At 68.8% G+C, this 18,897-nt stretch carries 13 protein-coding genes and 1 pseudogene; 8 read left to right on the top strand and 6 right to left on the bottom strand.

What is annotated here, in order from left to right:
• Window positions 1-3: 3 nt before the first annotated feature.
• From ACFZBP_RS19205 to adh, 4 genes are all read left to right on the top strand, one after another.
• Window positions 4-1,212, top strand: a complete 1,209-nt coding sequence (locus ACFZBP_RS19205) for an ROK family protein (RefSeq protein ID WP_391414494.1) — start codon at window positions 4-6, stop codon at window positions 1,210-1,212.
• Between the two features lie 281 nt (window positions 1,213-1,493).
• Window positions 1,494-2,093, top strand: a complete 600-nt coding sequence (locus tag ACFZBP_RS19200; RefSeq protein WP_391414492.1) for an N-acetylmuramoyl-L-alanine amidase — start codon at window positions 1,494-1,496, stop codon at window positions 2,091-2,093.
• Between the two features lie 94 nt (window positions 2,094-2,187).
• Window positions 2,188-3,504 (top strand): GAF domain-containing protein, encoded by a 1,317-nt coding sequence (locus ACFZBP_RS19195; protein ID WP_391414490.1) that lies wholly within the window; start codon window positions 2,188-2,190, stop codon window positions 3,502-3,504.
• A 106-nt stretch (window positions 3,505-3,610) separates the two neighbouring features.
• Window positions 3,611-5,134, top strand: a complete 1,524-nt coding sequence (gene adh, locus ACFZBP_RS19190) for an aldehyde dehydrogenase (RefSeq protein WP_391414488.1) — start codon at window positions 3,611-3,613, stop codon at window positions 5,132-5,134.
• A 486-nt stretch (window positions 5,135-5,620) separates the two neighbouring features.
• Here the strand turns inward: adh and ACFZBP_RS19185 are convergent, their stop codons facing one another.
• Window positions 5,621-6,847 (bottom strand): IS701 family transposase, encoded by a 1,227-nt coding sequence (locus tag ACFZBP_RS19185; RefSeq protein WP_391415103.1) that lies wholly within the window; start codon window positions 6,845-6,847, stop codon window positions 5,621-5,623.
• Between the two features lie 182 nt (window positions 6,848-7,029).
• Entirely contained in the window at window positions 7,030-7,407 is a 378-nt protein-coding gene (locus ACFZBP_RS19180) for a MerR family transcriptional regulator (RefSeq protein ID WP_391414486.1), read from the bottom strand.
• Between the two features lie 75 nt (window positions 7,408-7,482).
• Here ACFZBP_RS19180 and ACFZBP_RS19175 point away from each other — a divergent pair, with 75 nt between their 5' ends.
• Window positions 7,483-8,211 (top strand): SDR family oxidoreductase, encoded by a 729-nt coding sequence (locus ACFZBP_RS19175; protein WP_391414484.1) that lies wholly within the window; start codon window positions 7,483-7,485, stop codon window positions 8,209-8,211.
• A gap of 25 nt (window positions 8,212-8,236) precedes the next feature.
• Here the strand turns inward: ACFZBP_RS19175 and ACFZBP_RS19170 are convergent.
• The 3 genes and pseudogenes from ACFZBP_RS19170 to ACFZBP_RS19160 form a co-directional block, all read right to left on the bottom strand.
• A pseudogene (locus ACFZBP_RS19170) lies at window positions 8,237-8,767 on the bottom strand (IS701 family transposase); the annotation flags it as partial.
• A 356-nt stretch (window positions 8,768-9,123) separates the two neighbouring features.
• Complete coding sequence (locus ACFZBP_RS19165; RefSeq protein WP_391415101.1) at window positions 9,124-10,428, bottom strand: RICIN domain-containing protein; 1,305 nt, start codon at window positions 10,426-10,428, stop codon at window positions 9,124-9,126.
• A 99-nt stretch (window positions 10,429-10,527) separates the two neighbouring features.
• The gene (locus ACFZBP_RS19160; RefSeq protein ID WP_383448580.1) at window positions 10,528-11,961 is read right to left on the bottom strand and encodes an endo-1,4-beta-xylanase; all 1,434 of its coding nucleotides are present in this window, start codon (window positions 11,959-11,961) and stop codon (window positions 10,528-10,530) included.
• 793 nt (window positions 11,962-12,754) lie between these two features.
• Here ACFZBP_RS19160 and ACFZBP_RS19155 point away from each other — a divergent pair.
• From ACFZBP_RS19155 to ACFZBP_RS19145, 3 genes are all read left to right on the top strand, one after another.
• The gene (locus ACFZBP_RS19155) at window positions 12,755-14,221 is read left to right on the top strand and encodes a non-reducing end alpha-L-arabinofuranosidase family hydrolase (RefSeq protein WP_383448579.1); all 1,467 of its coding nucleotides are present in this window, start codon (window positions 12,755-12,757) and stop codon (window positions 14,219-14,221) included.
• Between the two features lie 1,020 nt (window positions 14,222-15,241).
• Window positions 15,242-16,153 carry an alpha/beta hydrolase fold domain-containing protein gene (locus ACFZBP_RS19150; protein ID WP_391414481.1) on the top strand — a complete coding sequence of 304 codons (912 nt, stop codon included), beginning with the start codon at window positions 15,242-15,244 and terminating at the stop codon, window positions 16,151-16,153.
• A gap of 186 nt (window positions 16,154-16,339) precedes the next feature.
• The gene (locus ACFZBP_RS19145) at window positions 16,340-18,229 is read left to right on the top strand and encodes an AMP-binding protein (RefSeq protein ID WP_391414479.1); all 1,890 of its coding nucleotides are present in this window, start codon (window positions 16,340-16,342) and stop codon (window positions 18,227-18,229) included.
• A 140-nt stretch (window positions 18,230-18,369) separates the two neighbouring features.
• Here the strand turns inward: ACFZBP_RS19145 and ACFZBP_RS19140 are convergent, their stop codons facing one another.
• A complete protein-coding gene (locus tag ACFZBP_RS19140) occupies window positions 18,370-18,879 on the bottom strand; it encodes a winged helix-turn-helix transcriptional regulator (protein ID WP_391414477.1) in 510 nt (169 codons plus the stop codon).
• Window positions 18,880-18,897 lie beyond the last annotated feature (18 nt).

Genomic DNA, 18,897 nt, shown 5'->3' with positions numbered 1-18,897 from the left:
GGCATGACCGCACCGCTGCACGAGGCCCACCCGACCGGCGCGGGGCGCGCGCTGCCCAACACCCAGCAGGGCATGCGCCGCCGCAACCTCGCCAAGGTGATGCACACCGTCAGCGCCGAGGGTCCCCTCTCACGTGCCGCCGTCGCCTCCCGCATCGGGCTGACCCGCGCGGCCGTGTCCACCCTCGTCGACGAGCTGATCCGCTCGGGGCTCCTGGAGGAACTCGGCCCCGAGCGGCCGGGCCGGGTGGGCCGTCCCGGATCGGCGCTGGCCGTCAGCGGGCGCGGCCCGGCCGGGATCGGGGCGGAGGTCGGCGTCGACCATCTCGCGGTCTGCGCGGTCGATCTGCGCGGCGAGGTGCGGTCCAGGGCGGTGCGGCACGGCGCCAACCGGGGCCGGGATCCGGAGCCGGTGATCGAGGAACTCGGCGAGCTGGTGCGCCGGGTCGTCGCCGAGGCCGAGCGCGAAGGGCTGTGGCCCGCCGGGCTGGCGGTCGCCGTGCCGGGTCTGGTGGCGCGCGACGCCCGCACGGTGGTACGTGCCCCGAACCTCGACTGGCGCGACCGGGACCTCGGCGATCTGCTCTCCGTCGACTTCCCGCTGACCGTGGGCAACGAGGCCAACTTCGGCGCCCTCGCCGAACTCTGGCTCGGCGACGGCACGCCGCGTGACTTCCTGCATGTGTCGGCGGAGATCGGCATCGGTGCGGCGGTCGTGGTGGACGGGGGGCTGCTGCGCGGAACGCACGGTTTCGCGGGCGAGTTGGGGCATGTTCCGGTCCAGCCGGACGGACCCGAGTGCCCGTGCGGGGGACGCGGGTGCCTGGAGCAGTACGCCGGTGAGGAGGCGGTGCTGCGGGCGGCGGGGCTGGAGCCGGGCGAGGACCGCGTCGGGCTGCTCGCTGGGCGTGCCGCCGAGGGCGACGAGGACGTACGACGTGCCCTGCGCGACGCTGGAACGGCGCTCGGCATCGCGCTGACGGGCGCGGTCAATCTGCTCGACCCGGAGAGTGTGGTGCTCGGCGGTGCGCTGGCCGGGCTCGCCCCGTGGCTGCTGCCCTCGCTGGAGGCCGAGCTGGACCGGCGCACGGCCGGGCCGGCCTGTCCGGTGGCCGTGTCGGGGCTGGGCCCCGAGGGGCCGTTGCTGGGGGCAGCTCACTCGGTGGTGCGCGGCGTGCTGGACGATCCGGTGGCGGTCGCGGAACGGAGCTGAGTCGGGGCGTGGGCCGAGTCCGGCCCCTAGCGCGCCATGGGCGAGTCCGGTTCCGGGTGAGAAACCCCTGTTCCAGTCTGAGTTCGCCCATGAGGGTGAGCAAGTTATCCACAATCCCGCGCCTGTCCACGGATTCCAGGCTCGCTCTTCTGACCAACCCGTGGGCGTCGTACCTTGATTCACGCGAGGAGCAGCCGTCGTGGGACGGCGACGGGGGCACGAGGTCAACTCGACGGGCCCGGCCCTCCAGCCGACCTCAACTCGGAAAGGCAGCACCCTTCTTGAATTGCGAGAGACCACGCCCCAGCCGACGTCGGCTCCTCCAAGGCACCGCACTCGCCGCCGTCCCCTACGTCCTGCTCCCCGAATGGCGGGTCGGTGCGCATGTCCCCGGACCGGACTACCCGCTCGCCGAGTGGCGGCCGGCCAGCGCCGCGAACTACACGGCGGCGAACCGCCCCGTGACCCATCCCGTCGATCGAGTGATCATCCACATGACTCAGACCACCTACACCAAGACCCTGTTCGTCTTCGAGAACCCCAAGAAGAAGGTGTCCGCCCACTACGTCGTCCGGTCGGCCGACGGACACACGTCCCAGTGCGTTCGCGAGTCGGACATCGCCTGGCACGCCGGGGACTGGGACCACAACACGCGGAGCATCGGAATCGAGCACGAGGGCTGGGTGGACCGGTCCGGCTACTTCACCGACGTCATGTACGAGACGTCCGCCCGGCTCACGGCGGCCGTCTGCACCAGACACGGCATACCGAAGGACCGCGCGCACATCATCGGGCACTACGAGGTCCCGGGCACGGACCACACCGACCCCGGGCCGAACTGGGACTGGGCGCACTACATACGACTGGTCAACGGTGTCTGAGGACGCGCAGGGTTCGCAGGGCCGCGTCCAGGGGTTCCCATCGTTCGGGTGAGCCGGGTCGAAAAGGTTGTCCGGGTGCGCACCCGGAGTGACGATGTCCCCAGCCGCATCGCCTTCCGGGGAGGCCGAGTTGAGCGATCCATGGGTGGCCCTGGAGCCAGGGGCCGACGCCGCCGAGCGGGTACGGGTACTGCGTCGCGCGCATGAGACGTTCACCGAGGCGGGCACCGTGCCCAAGCCGGTGCGTGCCGTGGTGGCGGACTCCTGGCGGCGTTCCGCGCGGGCCGGAGTCGGTCCGGACGGGACGGCGAGCGTGGAGCTCGCGGACAGCGATCTCGGCGCCTATCGCGCGGAGCACCCGCTGGCGAGGGTGATGCCGCTGTTCCGGGAGTTGCTGGGTACGTTCGCCGCCGACGGCGAGCATCTGCTCGCGGTGTGCGACGCGCACGGCAGGCTGCTGTGGGTCGAGGGCCATCCGACGACCCGGCGAAGGGCGGGAGGGATGAACTTCGTGCCGGGTGCGCGGTGGGCGGAGACCGCCGTCGGGACGAACGCGCCGGGTACGGCGGTGGCCGTGGACCGGCCGGTGCAGGTGTTCGCGGCCGAGCACTTCATCCGCCGGGTGCAGCCCTGGACCTGTGCGGCGGCGCCGGTGCACGATCCGCGCACCGGGCGGGTGCTCGGGGCGGTGGACATCACCGGCGGGGACGGGCTCGCGCATCCGCACAGCCTGGGGTTCGTGCAGGCGGTCGCACGGGCCGCGGAGTCCCATCTGGCGCTGCTCGCCCCGCAGTCGCCCGCCACCGACGTCCCCGAGCTGACTGCGCTGGGCCGCGACGAGGCGCAGCTGCTCATCGGCGGTCGCAGGGTCAGACTCAGTCGCCGGCACAGCGAGATCCTGGTGCTGCTGGCCCGGCACCCGGAGGGCCTGACAGGTGACGAGTTGCTGTGCGCGCTGTACGAGGACGAGTCGGTGACGCCCGTGACCCTGCGTGCGGAGCTGGCCCGACTGCGCCGGATCCTCGGCCCCGGGCTGTTCGGGTCGCGGCCGTACCGTCTCACGGTGCCGGTCGAGTCGGACGTGACGGTCGTCGAACGTCGCCTGGAGGCCGGTGCGATCACCGGGGCGGCCATGGCCTACGCCGGCCCGCTGCTGCCCGGTTCCCAGGCACCGGCGGTGGTGCGGCTCAGGCGGCGCCTCGCCGACGGCCTCCGCACGGCACTGATCACCCGTCGCGATCCCGACCTGCTGGCCGACTGGGCCCACGCCCCGTGGGGCGAGGACGACCTCGACGTCTGGCGGGCACTGGCCGCGGTACGCCCGACGTCGGCGGTGCGGTCGCGGCTGGCGGCGCTGGAGTGCGAGCTGGCGGCACCAGCACCCGCCCGGCGGCACCGCCCGGCCACCTGACCGCCCACCCCCTTGCCCTCGCAACGTACTTGCAACCTCGCCGTTCCTAGCCTCGCGGCGAGAGCTGCCCAACGGCGGGCAGCGCTTCTTCGGGAGGCAGAGCAGTATGACCCGTTACGCGGCGCCCGGCACCGAGGGTGCGATCGTCTCCTACCAGGCGCGCTACGACCACTTCATCGGCGGTGAGTACGTGCCGCCGATCCGGGGGCAGTACTTCGAGAACCCGTCGCCGGTGAACGGGCAGCCGTTCACCGAGATCGCGCGGGGCACGGCGGAGGACGTGGAGCGGGCGCTCGACGCGGCGCACGCGGCCGCGCCCGCGTGGGGTCGGACCTCGGTGACCGAGCGCGCCGACATCCTGCTGAAGATCGCCGACCGGATGGAGGCGAACCTGGAGAAGCTGGCCGTCGCCGAGAGCTGGGAGAACGGCAAGCCCGTACGCGAGACGCTGGCGGCCGACATGCCGCTCGCCATCGACCACTTCCGCTACTTCGCGGGGGCGATCAGGGCGCAGGAGGGCTCGATCGGCGAGGTCGACGACGACACGGTGGCGTACCACTTCCACGAGCCGCTCGGCGTGGTCGCGCAGATCATCCCGTGGAACTTCCCCATCCTCATGGCGACGTGGAAGCTCGCGCCTGCGTTGGCCGCGGGCAACGCCGTGGTGCTCAAGCCGGCCGAGCAGACCCCGGCGTCGATCCACTACTGGCTGAGCCTGGTCGCGGACCTGCTGCCACCGGGGGTCGTGAACATCGTCAACGGCTTCGGCGTGGAGGCGGGCAAGCCGCTGGCGTCCAGCGCCCGGGTGGCCAAAGTGGCGTTCACCGGCGAGACGACGACCGGCCGGTTGATCATGCAGTACGCCTCGGAGAACATCACCCCGGTCACCCTCGAACTGGGCGGCAAGTCCCCGAACATCTTCTTCGACGACGTCTGGGCGGCGAACGACGACTTCCGGGACAAGGCGCTCGAAGGCTTCACCATGTTCGCGCTCAACCAGGGCGAGGTGTGCACGTGCCCCTCCCGGGCGCTGGTACAGCGCGGCCAGTACGCCGAGTTCATGGAGGCGGCCGTGGCCCGCACCGAGCAGATCAGGACCGGCCACCCGCTGGACACGGACACGATGATCGGCGCGCAGGCCTCCAACGACCAGCTGGAGAAGATCCTCTCCTATCTCGACATCGGCCGACAGGAGGGCGCTCGGGTCCTCACGGGTGGCGAACGCATCGAGCACGACGGCGAGTTGAAGGGCGGCTACTACGTCCAGCCGACGATCTTCGAGGGCCACAACCGCATGCGGATCTTCCAGGAGGAGATCTTCGGTCCGGTCGTCTCGGTGACGTCCTTCGACGACTTCGACGACGCCGTCAAGATCGCCAACGACACGCTGTACGGGCTCGGCGCCGGCGTGTGGACACGGGACATCAACACGGCGTACCGCGCGGGCCGCGCCATCCAGGCGGGCCGCGTGTGGACCAACTGCTACCACGCGTACCCGGCCCACGCGGCGTTCGGCGGCTACAAGGGGTCGGGCATCGGGCGTGAGACGCACAAGATGATGCTGGAGCACTACCAGCAGACGAAGAACGTTCTAGTTTCATACAGCCCAAAGAAACTCGGGTTCTTCTAGAGCCTGAAGTCGGTTGCCTGGAGACGTCGTCGCGCTCCAGGCAACCCGACACGATGGCTATCCAGTGCAAACAGTCGGGTTCTTCTCGTCACTCTCTAGCACCCAATGGAGTTCCACTCGGACCAGTCGCGGACCAAATTGCGCCGACGACAGCAGAAAGGGCCCGCCAGGAAGGCCGCTCCGAAGTAAGCCCGCCTCCCCAAGTTCCCGGCGTGAACAAGGCTGTTGTCAGTGCCGCATGCGATGCTCACCCCGGCTCTCGGGCACTGCAGGAGGAAAGGCCGGATGGCGACGGGACGTCCGCGGAAGGATGGTTGCTTCCTAATACTCCAGTCGCAGTTCGCTATCGCCGCTGGTCAGGACCGGGTTTCTGAGTGTACTTGGCTGATGTGCCGTCAGGCTGTGGAAGTTCGTGACCTCGGGTGCGGCGGCGGTAGTGGCAGCGTCTGGCGATGGCCTGGTGGCGCCTGCGCCAGTGGGACCAGCTCATCGCGTGGCCGGTGCGCCAGTGGTGCGTCGGCGAGGGCCGGCCAACTGCCAGGAGTCGCCGGATTTCTGCCACGGTGAGCGGTGCGAGAGTGCCGGAACCGTTTCTGCCGCCCCCTTTTCGGCCGCCGCTGATGCCATGGCGGCGAGGAAGGCATGGGCGAGCATTGCGAGAGTGATGTGCCGGTACCAGCCCGGGTAGCGACGGACTTCGTACTGGTCCAGGCCGCACTCGTTCTTCGCGGCCTGAAAGGCTTCTTCGATCGCCCAGCGGGTCCCGGCGATGCGCACGAGATCGGCGACGGCAGTGTCGTTGGGTGCGTAGGCGAGGTAGTAGGCGATCTCGTCCGGGCGGGCCAGGCTGCGGCGGGCCAGGACCCACCGCTGGTGGGTGGGCTGATCGCCGTCGAAGTCGTCGATGGCCGGAAGTTGGGCCGCGGCCCAGTCGTAGACGCGCGGGCCTTTCGCGCCGTTGCCGCAGGAGTGCTGCTCCCAGGCGTCGTCGGGTGCCTGGGCGATGGCGAAGTCGATGCGGCCCAGGGCGTGGACATGCTGGGACTTCGGCACGGCCAGGACGTAGCCGACGCCTGCTTCCTCCAGCATGCGGCGCAGCCGCCATTCCTGGCCGTAGGCGGAGTCCGCGGTCACCCAGGCAACGGGCAGCGGCGAGGCCAGAGCCCGTATCACCATGGCCTTGGCCAGATCGCCTTTGGTGGCGAACTCCCGCTCCGCGGGGACCTTCGCCGCTCGGCAGCGAGCCTTGTCGGACATCCAGGACTTGGGCAGATACAGTTCCCGGTCCACCAGGGCCCGGCCTTTGGGTGAGGCGTAGGCGGCGAAGACGCCGATCTGGCAGTTCTCGGTGCGGCCGGCGGTGCCGGAGTACTGGCGCTGCACACCCGCCGAGACTGTGCCCTTTTTGAGGAACCCCGTGTCATCGATGATCAGCACTCCGGCAGGGTCTCCGAGTCTCTCGGCGACATATTCCTGCAGGTCATCGCGTACCTCATCAGGATTCCAGCAGGCTCGGCTAAGGAGGTGCTGCAGCCCCGCAGGAGTCGGGTGACCGGCGTGCTCGGCCAATTGCCAGCTGTTCTTCCGCCCCACTGGACCGATCAGGCCGTGTACGTAGGCGCGCATCCGCCGCCGCAAATCCACCCGGCCGAACCGGTGGCCGATCCGCACGAGCACTTCTTCCAGTTCCGCAGACCAGGCATCGGGCTGCACATCATCTTGCACGACAAGCACAACGGCCCGCGGCACCCGAGGTCACGAACTTCCACAGCCTGACGGCACATCAGCCAAGTACACTCAGAAACCCGGTCCTGACCAGCGGCGATAGCGAACTGCGACTGGAGTACTAATACTCCAGCCGTAGATCGCTGGTGCGCCGTCCGAACCGACCGCGCCTACGGGTGCGTGTCCGTGATCGCGATGACCTCGTCGAGGCGGTCCAGGGCATCCTGCAGGTCGTCGACCTTGGCCTGGATGCGGTCGCGCTCGGCGCGCAGCATGGCTCGTTGCTCGGCGTCGGTGTGCCCGGAGTCCCAGCACGGAAGGAGTTCCGTGATCCTTCGGCTGGTCAGGCCGGCGGCGAACATCTGCTGGAAGAAGCGGACCAGGGTGACGGCGTCCTGCCGGTAGAGGCGCTGGCCGGATGGGCTGCGCTCGGCGATGAGCAGCCCCTGCTGCTCGTAGTAGCGCACGGCGCGTACCGAGACGCCGGCGCCCCGTGCCACCTCGCCGATGCGGATCAGCCGCTCGCCCGCGGCCTCCGTGACGGTCATGGCGATTCCTCTCACTCCGGCCCTGATGATCAGCACTTGCCTCTGACGTTGGCGTCAGGTTTTAGCGTACGGGGCATGGACATCAACAACTCAGTTGCCCTTGTCACCGGAGCCAACCGCGGCCTGGGCCGCGCCTTCGCCCAGCGCCTGCTCGAACGGGGCGCCCGCAAGGTCTACGCGACGGCCCGCCGACCGGAGACCGTGGACCTGCCCCGGGTCGAGGTGCTGCCCCTCGACATCGCCGATCCCGCATCCGTGAGGGCCGCCGCCGAGGCCGCCGCGGACGTCTCGCTGCTCGTCAACAACGCGGGGATCCAGACGGGGACCGACCTGGTGACCGGCTCGCTGGACGCGGTGCGGCACGAGCTGGAGACCAACGTGTTCGGCCACCTGGGAATGATCCGGGAGTTCGCGCCGGCGCTCGCCAGGAACGGCGGGGGCGCGATCGTAAACGTCCTCTCCGCCATGTCGTGGTTCGGGGGCAAGGGCGCCAATGCCTACCACCTGACCAAGGCCGCCGCCTGGGCCATGACCAACGGCGTCCGCCTGGAGCTCGCCGAGCAGGGCACGCTCGTGACAGCGGTGCACCTCGGCCTGGCCGACACCGACATGGCCGCGGGCTGGCCCGTGGACAAGATCGCGCCGTCGGACCTGGCCGACGCGGCGCTCGACGGTGTCGAGGCGGGCTCCGCCGAGGTCCTCGCCGACCAGTGGAGTCGGGACATCAAGTCCCGACTGCCACTGACGCCGGAAGAGTTCAACGCTGCGATGGACCGAGCCCTGGCGGCGCTAACCGCAGGCTGAGGGGCCCTCGGGCCAAGCTGGCTTCGCCAGCGCCCGCGGACAGTTGCTGCCATCCATGTCGAGGCACCTTGCGCATCAGCGCGTCGACACGGAACTTGCCGGCAGAGGTATGCACTTCGGTGCGGCAGGAGACGGCCATGACGTATCCCGTCCCGTGCGTAGCGATCACCGACAGCAGGGCCGGGTTGCCGCCGTAGACCTCGTCGCCGGTGACCCAGCCGGCCGTGTGGCCGCCGGCCCAGAACCTCTCGAGCATCGCGGCGGCGAGCTGCGTCTTGGTGGCGAAACGCACCTCGTCGGGGGCCAGGCCCGCCCTGCGGCACCGCTCAGGATCGTCGGTCCATGCTCTGGGCAGGTACAACTCACGGTCGACGGTGGCGTGTCCGCGCGGCGTGGCATGGACAAGATAGACCGCGACCTGGGAGTTCTCGATCCGCCCGGCAGTGCCGGTGTACTGGCGCTGCACCCCGAAGGTCGCGTTCCCCTTCTTCACGTCGCCGGTCTCGTCGACGACGAGGACGGCCTGATCGGCGCCGAAGTGGTCGACGTGGTAGTCGCTGCTGGACCGATCATGTCCTGCTGGGAGCTGGGCAGGGTGTGATCAGGTCGCGGCCCTTCGTATGCGACGGATTTCACCTGCGCGGCCCGCAACAGGCTGCGGTCGTGGCCGACGAGCCGGCAGTCGATCGCGTCGGGTTCGGTCGAGTCCCGTAGCCCTCCGTTCCCCAACGCGCAGGGATCAAGCCATCGGTGACTTCAGAGGACGTCCCAGCCAGGCCACGTGATCGGCGGAACAGTGCGCCTCATCGGCGCGCAGCCTGCGGGGCGGGACCGAGCGGCCTCCCCCAGCTGATCAGCCGGGCCTGGAGTGGAGCCAGGATCATCCTGGCTCCACTCCGTGATGCGGGCGGGTCACTGGAACTGTGCGAAGAACCTCCAGATCTCTGCTTTGGTCCAGGTGGCGACGCCGTTGTCGCCGTTGGAGCCGTCGACCGGACCGGGTGCGTGGCCTCCGTCGAACGCGGCCCACTGGACCGGGTATCCAGCACGGCAGCCCGAGTAGGTGGTGGTGATGTGCGTTCGGCTGCCCGGCGCGGGCTCGCGCGGGCTCTGGGCGGCGCACCCGTTGTTGCGGACGAATCTGTCGCGCAGGGACCGTCCTTGCGCGATGTTGAGGACGGAGTCGCTGATGCCGTGGATTCCGAAGTAGGCGATGGGCTGGCTGCCGCCGCTGCGCCCGCTGATCTCAGCGCCGGATATGACCGCGACGGCCCTGAAGACGTTCGCCCGGCTGCATGCGAGTGCGTAGCTCATACCGCCGCCCCAGCTGAATCCCGTGGCGAAACGCTGTGCCGGGTTGACACAGAGGCCGCCCTCGATGCGCCGGATCATGTCGTCGACGAAGGTGATGTCCTCACCGCCCGAATTGGCCCAGCCATTGCCGAGGCCCTGGGGGGCGACGAGGATCGCGCTGTTGTTCGACTGTTCCTGTTGGCCGTAGTAGGACCAGGCGTTCCCGCTGGTGCCGCCCGAGGCGACGTCGCCGGCGGTTCCGCCCCGCCAGTGGAACGCGAAGATCAGCCGGTAGCGGTGGCTGTTGTCGTAGTTGGCGGGAACCCTGAGGATGAAGCTGCGGCTCTTGCCGCCGCTCTGAATCGTGTGCGTGCCGCTCGCCAGAGTCGGTGCGCTGCCGCATCCGCCGCCACCGCCACCGGACGACAGCTTGATCATCTGCCATTGCTGGTTGGCGCCGCCCCAGTCGGAGTACTGGACGACGCTGCCGCCGTCGGCGGTGGAGGCGCCCTGCACCTCCACCGCCTTGCCGCTGGTGCGGTTGATCAGCCGGACGTGGCCCGCGTCGGAGTCGGCCAGGCGGAACTGCTGGTTGGCCCCGTTGTGGTCGGCCCACTGCTGGATCGCGGCACCGTCCGCGGCCGAGGCGCCGGCCACGTCGAGAACCTTGTCCGAATGCCGGGCCTTGAGGCGGTAGAAGCCGTCGCCGGAGTCCACGAACTGCCATTGCTGGTTGGCTCCGTCGTGGCGCGTCCACTGGCTGACCCGCGCGCCGTCGGCAGTGGAGGTGCCGGAGACGTCCAGCGCCTTGCCGCTGTTGCGATTGACCAGGACGTACCAGGCATTGGTGTCCACCGTCGCCGCCTCGGCGGGCGCCGGATTCGCCACGGTGAGCATGCCGATCGCGAGGGTCGCAGCCACCAGCGCGGCGACCCGGGACCACCAGCGATGTCGTAATGGAGGGGCGGGGGAAACCGCACCGTAGGGCTTCATCGATTCACCCTTTCGTTGGTGACAGGTCCATCAGGTGCGGGTCCAGCGTTGGTTGCTGCCGTTCGAGCAGGAGTAGAGCTGGATCAGGGTGCCGTTGGCGGTGGCACCTGCGGCGGCGTCGAGGCAGAGGCCGGACTGGACGCCGACGATGGATCCGTCGGAGTTGAGGCGCCATTTCTGGTTGTCGCCGCCCCAGCAGCCGTAGATCTGGACCTTGGTGCCGTTGCTGGTGCCGGCGGCGTCCAGGCACTTGTTGCCGTAGACCCTGAGTTCGCCGGCGTCGGTGTACGTCCACTGCTGGTTGGTGCCGTTGTGGCAGTCCCACAGGTGGAGCTGGGTGCCGTCGGTGGTACTGGTGCCGGGCACGTCCAGGCAGCGGCCTGAAGCGACGCCCTTGATCTGTCCGGAACCCGGAGGGGGCGTGGTGGTGCCGCCGTTGAGTGCGTTGAGGACGGCGGTGTAGGCGGGCTTCTTGCTGCCGTCGTTGTTGAACAGCAGCGGTGTGTGCTGCGGCCGCCAGGAGTCGCTGTCGCGCACACCCCAGACGGTGATGCCCAGGCAGCGCGGGACGGCCAGGCAGTCGTTGGTCACGGCGGCGTAGGTCGAGGCCGGGGCGCCCTGGATGTCGAGTTCGGTGATGGCCACGTCGACGCCGAGGGCGGCGAAGTTCTGCAGGGTGGTGCGGAAGTTGCTGTTGTAGGGGCTGTCGTTGTTGAAGTGCGACTGGAAGCCGACGCAGTCGATCGGGACGCCGCGCTGTTTGAAGTCGCGGACCATGTTGTACATGGCCTGGGTCTTGGCCCAGGTCCAGTTCTCGACGTTGTAGTCGTTGTAGCAGAGCTTGGCGGCCGGGTCGGCGGCGCGCGCGGTACGGAAGGCGACCTCGATCCAGTCGTTGCCGGTGCGCTGCAGGTTGGAGTCGCGCCGGGCACCCGAACTGCCGTCGGCGAAGGCCTCGTTCACGACGTCCCACTGAACGATCTTGCCCTTGTAGTGGGCCATCACGCCGTTGATGTGGTTGATCATCGCCTGGCGCAGTGTGCTGCCACTGAGGCTCTGCATCCAGCCGGGCTGCTGGGAGTGCCAGGCCAGGGTGTGGCCGCGCACCTGCTTGCCGTTCTGCACCGCCCAGTTGTAGACGCGGTCACCGGCCGTGAAGTTGAACTGGCCCCGCTGCGGTTCGGTGGCGTCGATCTTCATCTCGTTCTCTGCCGTCACCGAGTTGAACTCACGGCCCGCGATCGTCGTGTACGCCGAGTCGCCCAGCCGGCCCGAGGCGATGGCGGTGCCGAAGTAGCGGCCGCTCTGGGCCGCCGCGGCGCCGAGCGTGCTCTCGGCGGCATGTGCGGGGGGCGGCGGCGCGACCAGTGCGGCGGCCGCACCGAGGACGCCGACGACCAGCGCCAACAGCAGGCCGCGGATCTTCCGACGGACAACGGGTCTGGGAAGGACATACAAGCCCATGACTGTGCCTCCAAGGTAGACATCAGGGAACGGCTGAAGCGCAGGGGAAAGGGCCGTCCGCTCCCACTCGGCAGACGAGGGCGGGTGGCAGCGGTGTTTCGACACAGGCACGGGGGAACTCCATCGCGGCTCAGCCGGGGGACCGTCACGCGGCGTCGCGCACCTCTCCGACTGCACGACGAGCCAGGATGCGCTGGTGCGAACCTCACCGGAATGAAACGGGGTGGCGCAGATGCTTGGTGCGCGGATGTGCGGTGCGGCTGTGCGTGGATCCGCCGTGCAGCACAGTTTGCTCAGGGCCGGCGTGGTTCGAGTTCTCGAAACATGGCGGTCACCCAGTGAGGGATGATTGAGGGCTTGACGGTGAATCGTCAATACCCATCGCACAGAATGTTTCCGTCTAGCTATCGAAACATTCGGAATCATGTCGGGGCGAACGGCGAACCCTCTGGTGCCGCCTTCGGCGGATGCCGCAGGCCCGCGCCGAAACCAGGACGAGTGTGCGGACGCTACTTCCTCACCTTCCCTCCCTGCGCGGAGGCTTGTACTGGCGAGCCGTATCGCGAACTGCCGGAGCGCCTCCGGTCGGTGCGACAGCTCGCCGAGCCCGAAGGGGGAGGAACTGTTTGTGGACAGATCGGCGACAGACCTTGACCAGAGGGCCTCGCATTCCTAGCTTGTGGCGTCAAAGGTTCGGGGATCTCTTCGAAAGTTTCGAAATCGTCCCTCCCCCGGTACGGCCGCTTCGCGGTGCATCGGCGTCACCTCACCCCGCCCCCAAGGAGGCCCTCTGATGTGGTTTCGCCACCCGTCCCCGGTTCGTCCAAGACGCTTACTCGCCGTCCTCACACCCTTGCTGCTCGTGGCTGCCTTCCTCGGTGCCCAGCCCGCCAGCGCGGCGACCGTAGACCCCAACGCCTCGTATGTGCTGGTCAACCGCAACAGCGGCAAGGCCCTGGATGTCTACAACATGGCGACCGACGACGGCGCCCGCATCACCCAGTGGACCAGGAACGATCAGAACCAGCAGCAGTGGCAGTTCGTCGATGCCGGAGGCGGCTACTACCGCATCAAGTCCCGCCACTCGGGCAAGGTGCTGGATGTCTACAACTGGTCCACCGCGAACGGCGGTTCGATCGTCCAGTGGACCGACCTGAACGCCACCAACCAGCAGTGGCGGCTGGCCGACAGCGCGGATGGCTACGTGAGGCTCATCTCGCGCCACAGCAACAAGGCCCTCGAAGTACAGGGCGCCTCCACCGCCGACAACGCGAACATCGTCCAGTACGACGACTGGGGCGGCAGCAACCAGCAGTGGCAGCTCGTCAAGGTCGGTGCCGGTACCCCCGGCCCGTGCGATCTTCCGTCGACATACCGCTGGACCTCAACGGGCGCGCTGGCGCAGCCCAAGCCGGGATGGGTCTCGCTCAAGGACTTCACCGTCGTCCCCTACAACGGCAGGCAACTCGTCTATGCGACGACGCACGACACGGGCACGCGCTGGGGTTCGATGAACTTCGGCCCGTTCACCAATTGGTCGGAGATGGCCTCGGCCAGCCAGAACACGATGTCGAATTCCACCGTCGCGCCCACGCTCTTCCACTTCGCGCCGAAGAACATCTGGGTGCTCGCCTACCAGTGGGGTAGGACGGCCTTCTCCTACCGGACGTCGAGCGACCCCACCAACCCGAATGGCTGGTCATCCGAGCAGGCGCTCTTCTCCGGAAGCATCGCCGACTCGGGAACAGGACCCATCGATCAGACGCTCATCGCCGACGGGACGAACATGTACCTGTTCTTCGCCGGCGACAACGGCAAGATCTACCGGGCCAGTATGCCGATCGGGAACTTCCCGGGCAGCTTCGGCGCGAACTCGACAGTGATCATGAGCGACACGACGAACAACCTGTTCGAAGCCCCGCAGGTCTACAAGCTGCAGGGCCAGAACCGCTACCTCATGATCGTCGAGGCGATCGGCTCGCAGGGCCGCTACTTCCGCTCGTTCACGGCCACCAGTCTGAACGGCTCATGGACACCCCAGGCCGCGACCGAGAGCAATCCTTTCGCCGGCAAGGCCAACAGCGGCGCCACCTGGACCAACGACATCAGCCATGGCGAACTGATCCGCACCAGCCCTGATCAGACCATGACCGTCGATCCCTGCAATCTGCAGTTTCTCTACCAGGGGCGCAGCCCCAACTCGGGCGGCGACTACGGCCTCCTGCCCTATCGTCCGGGTCTGCTGACACGGCAGCGCTGACGACATGACACGGGTCCGGCTCCGGTATGGAGCCGGCGTGGCGGGCTCGGCGGAAGGCCGGGCCCGCCCGGGTCAGGCGACAACGTCAGAGCTCTTACGGCGACTACGGCGACGGAGCGCGGGGCCGGCAACGCTCACTCACCAGCCCGAGAGCCGTCCCGTGACGCGGTACCGCCGCCAGCTATGTTCACGGTTCAGGCGCACCGGGTCGCCTGGTGCGCCGCGGCGGACGAGCCAGGCTTCCGTGATGTGGGTGCACATCGCCTCGGCCGCACCGCTCGGGTCGTGGGCGGCGATGCGCTCGCACAAGCGGCGACAGGCGTGGCGGGAGGCGACGCACATGGCGCTCGGGCCGGCCCATGTGCCCAGGCGGTGGTCCTGGACAAGTCCAGGGAGGACAGTGGCACCCTTCATGATCGGCCGATCCCTTGGCCAGCATGTCCAGCTGTGATCCACACCCATCCGGCACCCGACTTGACCCGAGGGCGGACCCACTCCGGGTTCGCCAGGGACTCACGGCGTCGCCGCCTGGTGCCTTGTCGCGGTTGCCGGATGACCGCGCGATCCCTTCACACCGTGGCCAAGCGCTACGGCAGTTCTGAAGCACGGCCGGCACGCTCAGCAGCACGCCGTACGCCGTGATGGCCAGACCCACGCCCCAGCCGGGCAGGTCCAGACCCAACCCGGCGAGGAATGGGCGCCGCGGGCGTACGGCGAGCCGAGCCACGTGAGTGCGGCCGTGACCCCAAACCCGACCACGCATTGATCACCGAAGCCGCAGCCGTCGCCGCCAGGCCGAGGGACACCGAAACCTCCCCGATCTCGATGCCGACTTCGGCCACGACCCGCTCCACCTGACGAAGTGAGTGCACCAAGGGAGCTTCATTCGCGCGCCGACAGGACTGACACCAATCGTCGCTGAGTTTACTTTCATATACTCAGGCGATAGCGTCGCCGGTACATCGATCCGGCTGCCGCACGGACACCTGTCACGGCACCCATCTGAGAAGGAGCGCCATCATGGGCCTCAGTCAAGAAGCGCACGAGTTCGCGGATTTCCTCGCCAGCGTGACTGCGAAGGCCGGGACACCGGGGCTCGACCTGGGCATCGTCCGCGACATCATCGACTCGCACCACAAGGCGTCGACCGAACCGGAAGGCGTCACCTACGCCGAGGCCGACGCGGACGGCGTACCGGCCCTCTGGGCCATCCCCGAGGGCGCCGCCCCCGACAAGGCGCTGCTCCACTTCCACTTCGGCGGATCCGTCGCCGCCTCCATGCACTCCGACCGCAAGGCCGCCGGCCACATCGCCAAGGCTGCCGGAGTCCGCTCCCTGGTCGTGGACTTCCGCCTGGCACCGGAGCACCCCTACCCGGCGCAGCTCGACGACGTCGAGACGGCCTACCGGTGGCTGCTCTCCCAGGGTTACGAGCCCCGGAACATCGGCAGCACCGGCCACTCCATCGGCGGCACGCTCGCGATCCTGCTGGTGCTGCGTCTGCTGGCCAAGGGCGAGCCCACCCCCGGTGCGATCGTCAGCGTCTCGCCCTGGACCGACCTCACCCTCCAGAACAAGTCGGTGGACGCCAACGAGGAGAACGACAAGATCCTCAGCCGCGCCACCCTCGAGTTCTTCCGCGGAGCCTGGGTGCAGGACCCCACCATCGACCCCGCCGACCCCCGGGTCAGCATCGCCAACGCCGACCTGACCGGCCTGCCGCCCACGCTCGTCTACTACGGCGAGTACGAGACCCTCGCCGACGACGGTGCCGAACTCGGGCGCCGCCTCTCCGACTTCAAGGTCACTTCCGAGACCCACGGCCTTCCCGAGGGTCAGCACTCGTTCATTATGGGCGCGGGCCGCGTGCCCGAGGTGAACGAGGCGATCGGGCAGATGGGGCAGTGGCTTCGCACGCACCTCGGCGCCTGACCGGGGCCTGAGGGCGGGGCCCGCCGACAGGGGCTCGCCAACCATGACGCGACGCGATACCGGTGACCGGGAATCCGGGCTTCGGCATCCTGCTCGGCCGTTGCGGCCAACCTGAGGTATGCCTTGAGGCAGCAATCTGCACGCCGCCCCCTCCCCCGGTCCCTGGAAGCCACGAAGGAGTGCGCAATGGGAAAGTACGAGGACGTCTTCCGCGCCAGCACCGAAGACCCGGAGAACTTCTGGCTGACGGCGGCGGAGAGCATCGACTGGGATGTCGCTCCGCGGCGCGCCCTGGACGCCTCCGGCGCACCCTTCTACCGCTGGTTTCCCGACGGGCGGCTCAACGTCTGCTTCAACGCACTCGACCGGCACGTCGACGCGGGCCGCGGCGATCAACCCGCACTCGTCTACGACTCACCCGTGACCGGCACCCGGCGCACCTACACCTACGCCCAGCTGAGGGACGAAGTGGCGGCCTTCGCCGGAGGGCTCGCGCAACTCGGTGTGGAACAGGGCGACCGAGTGGTGATCTACATGCCGATGGTCCCCGAGGCCGCCATCGCGATGCTGGCCTGTGCGCGCATCGGCGCCGTGCACTCGGTGGTCTTCGGCGGGTTCGCCCCGCACGAACTCGCCCTCCGCATCGACGACGCCGCCCCCAAGGTGGTCGTCTCCGCCTCCTGCGGCATCGAGGGCAAACGGGTCATCGCGTACAAGCCGCTGCTCGACCGGGCCATCGAACTCGCGGTTCACAAACCGCAGAAGAGCGTGATCCTGCAACGCCCGCAGGAGCGTGCCGAGTTGGGGGCCGATGATCTCGACTGGGCCGACCTGGTCACCGCGGCTTCGCCGGCCGACTGCGTTCCCGTCCCGGCGAACGCCCCTCTGTACATCCTCTACACGTCCGGAACGACCGGGAAACCGAAGGGAGTTGTCCGTGACAGCGGCGGATACGCGGTGGCCCTGCACTGGTCGATGGGTGCCGTGTACGACGTGGGCCCGGGCGAGACGATGTTCACCGGCTCGGACGTCGGCTGGGTCGTCGGCCATTCGTACATCGTCTACGCCCCGCTGCTGGTCGGCGCGACCACGGTCCTGTACGAGGGCAAGCCGGTCGGCACCCCGGACGCAGGGCAGTTCTGGCGCGTCGCCGCCGAGTACGGCGTCAAGACGATGTTCACCGCGCCCACCGCTTTCCGGGCCATCCGCAAGGAGGACCCCAAGGGTCTGCTCACCGCGGACCACGACCTGTCCGGCCTGCGCCACCTCTTCCTCGCGGGCGAGCGCCTCGACCCCGAGACGTACCACTGGGCGAGCACCCTTCTGGACATCCCGGTGATCGATCACTGGTGGCAGACGGAGACGGGCTGGCCCATCGTCGCCAACCCGGTCGGCATCGAAGCCGCGCCCGTCAAGCCCGGTTCCCCCACCCGCCCGCTGCCGGGCTGGGACGTCCGCGTCCTCGCCCCCTCGGGCGATCCGGTGCCCCCGGGCGTCGACGGCGCCATCGTCGTGAAGCTCCCCCTGCCGCCGGGCGCGCTACCCACCCTCTGGAACGACGACGAACGCTACGTCGCCTCCTACCTCTCCGCCTTCGACGGCTACTACCTCACCGGCGACAGCGGGCACATCGACGAGGACGGCTACGTCTTCGTCATGGGCCGTACCGACGACGTCATCAACGTCGCCGGACACCGGCTGTCCACCGGCAGCATGGAGGAAGCCCTGGCGGCTCATCCCGATGTCGCGGAGTGCGCCGTCATCGGGGTCGCCGACGCTCTGAAGGGGCAAGTGCCGCGCGGTTTCGTCGTCCTCAAAGCCGGCATCAGCCGCGAGGCGACCGAGGTCGAGGCCGAACTCGTCCAGCTCGTACGCGACCGCATCGGTGCCGTCGCCTCGCTCAAGAGCGTGGCGGTCGTGGCGGCCCTGCCCAAGACCCGATCGGGAAAGATCCTGCGCAAGACGATGCGCGGCATCGCCGACGGCCGCGACGAACCCATCCCCTCCACCATCGACGACGCGAGCGTCATCGAGGCTCTCCGCCCTGTCCTGCGACGCGAAGGCCGCACCGTATGACCGTCGATCGACGGCCGTCCGGTCACCGGCGGGGCATGGGTGCACCACCATGATCCGCGCACGGGAACCTGCCCCAGGACGCCCAGGCTGACAACCCCGTGCTGAGCCCGCCACGGGGTTCTTGCGTGACCGCGCTCAGTTCACTCGGCGGGCCTCAGACGAAAGGCCGGACCGGGGATGCTCTCGATGTCTAGCGGCTGTACGGCGTGGCCCTGGTCGCAGCGGATCTGGGCGTCGACGTTCGCGCCGCAGCCACGGTGCCGGGACAGCATCGCCGGGCCCTCCGGGTCAGCGCGGTAGCGGTCGCCCCACTGCAGGAGCCCCATCACGGCCGGGACCAGATCCACACCCTTGGGGGTGATCACGTACTTCGGCCGGCTCCGCGAGCCCGGCTCCTTGTAGGTCTCGGTGGCCAGGATCCCTTCCTCCACGAGCATCTTGAGTCGCGCCGCGAGGAGGTTGCGAGGACAGCCGAGGACGCGTTCGAACTCACTGAAACGGGACGAGCCGTAATAGACCTCGCGCAGGATCAGGATCGTCCACTTCTCGCCCACGACCTCAAGGGTCCGGGCGATCGAGCAGTTCGACGCGTCCCGGTCGAGTCGGGGGTCCACGCCGGTGTCCTGCAGAGCTTCGGTCGTTGCATCCATGGGGCGATCCTAACCTCC

This window comes from Streptomyces sp. NPDC008086 (assembly GCF_042957325.1).
Lineage (GTDB): Bacteria > Actinomycetota > Actinomycetes > Streptomycetales > Streptomycetaceae > Streptomyces.
The sequence above is the reverse complement of the archived record's forward strand: the minus strand, read 5'-3'. Positions and strand labels throughout refer to the sequence as shown.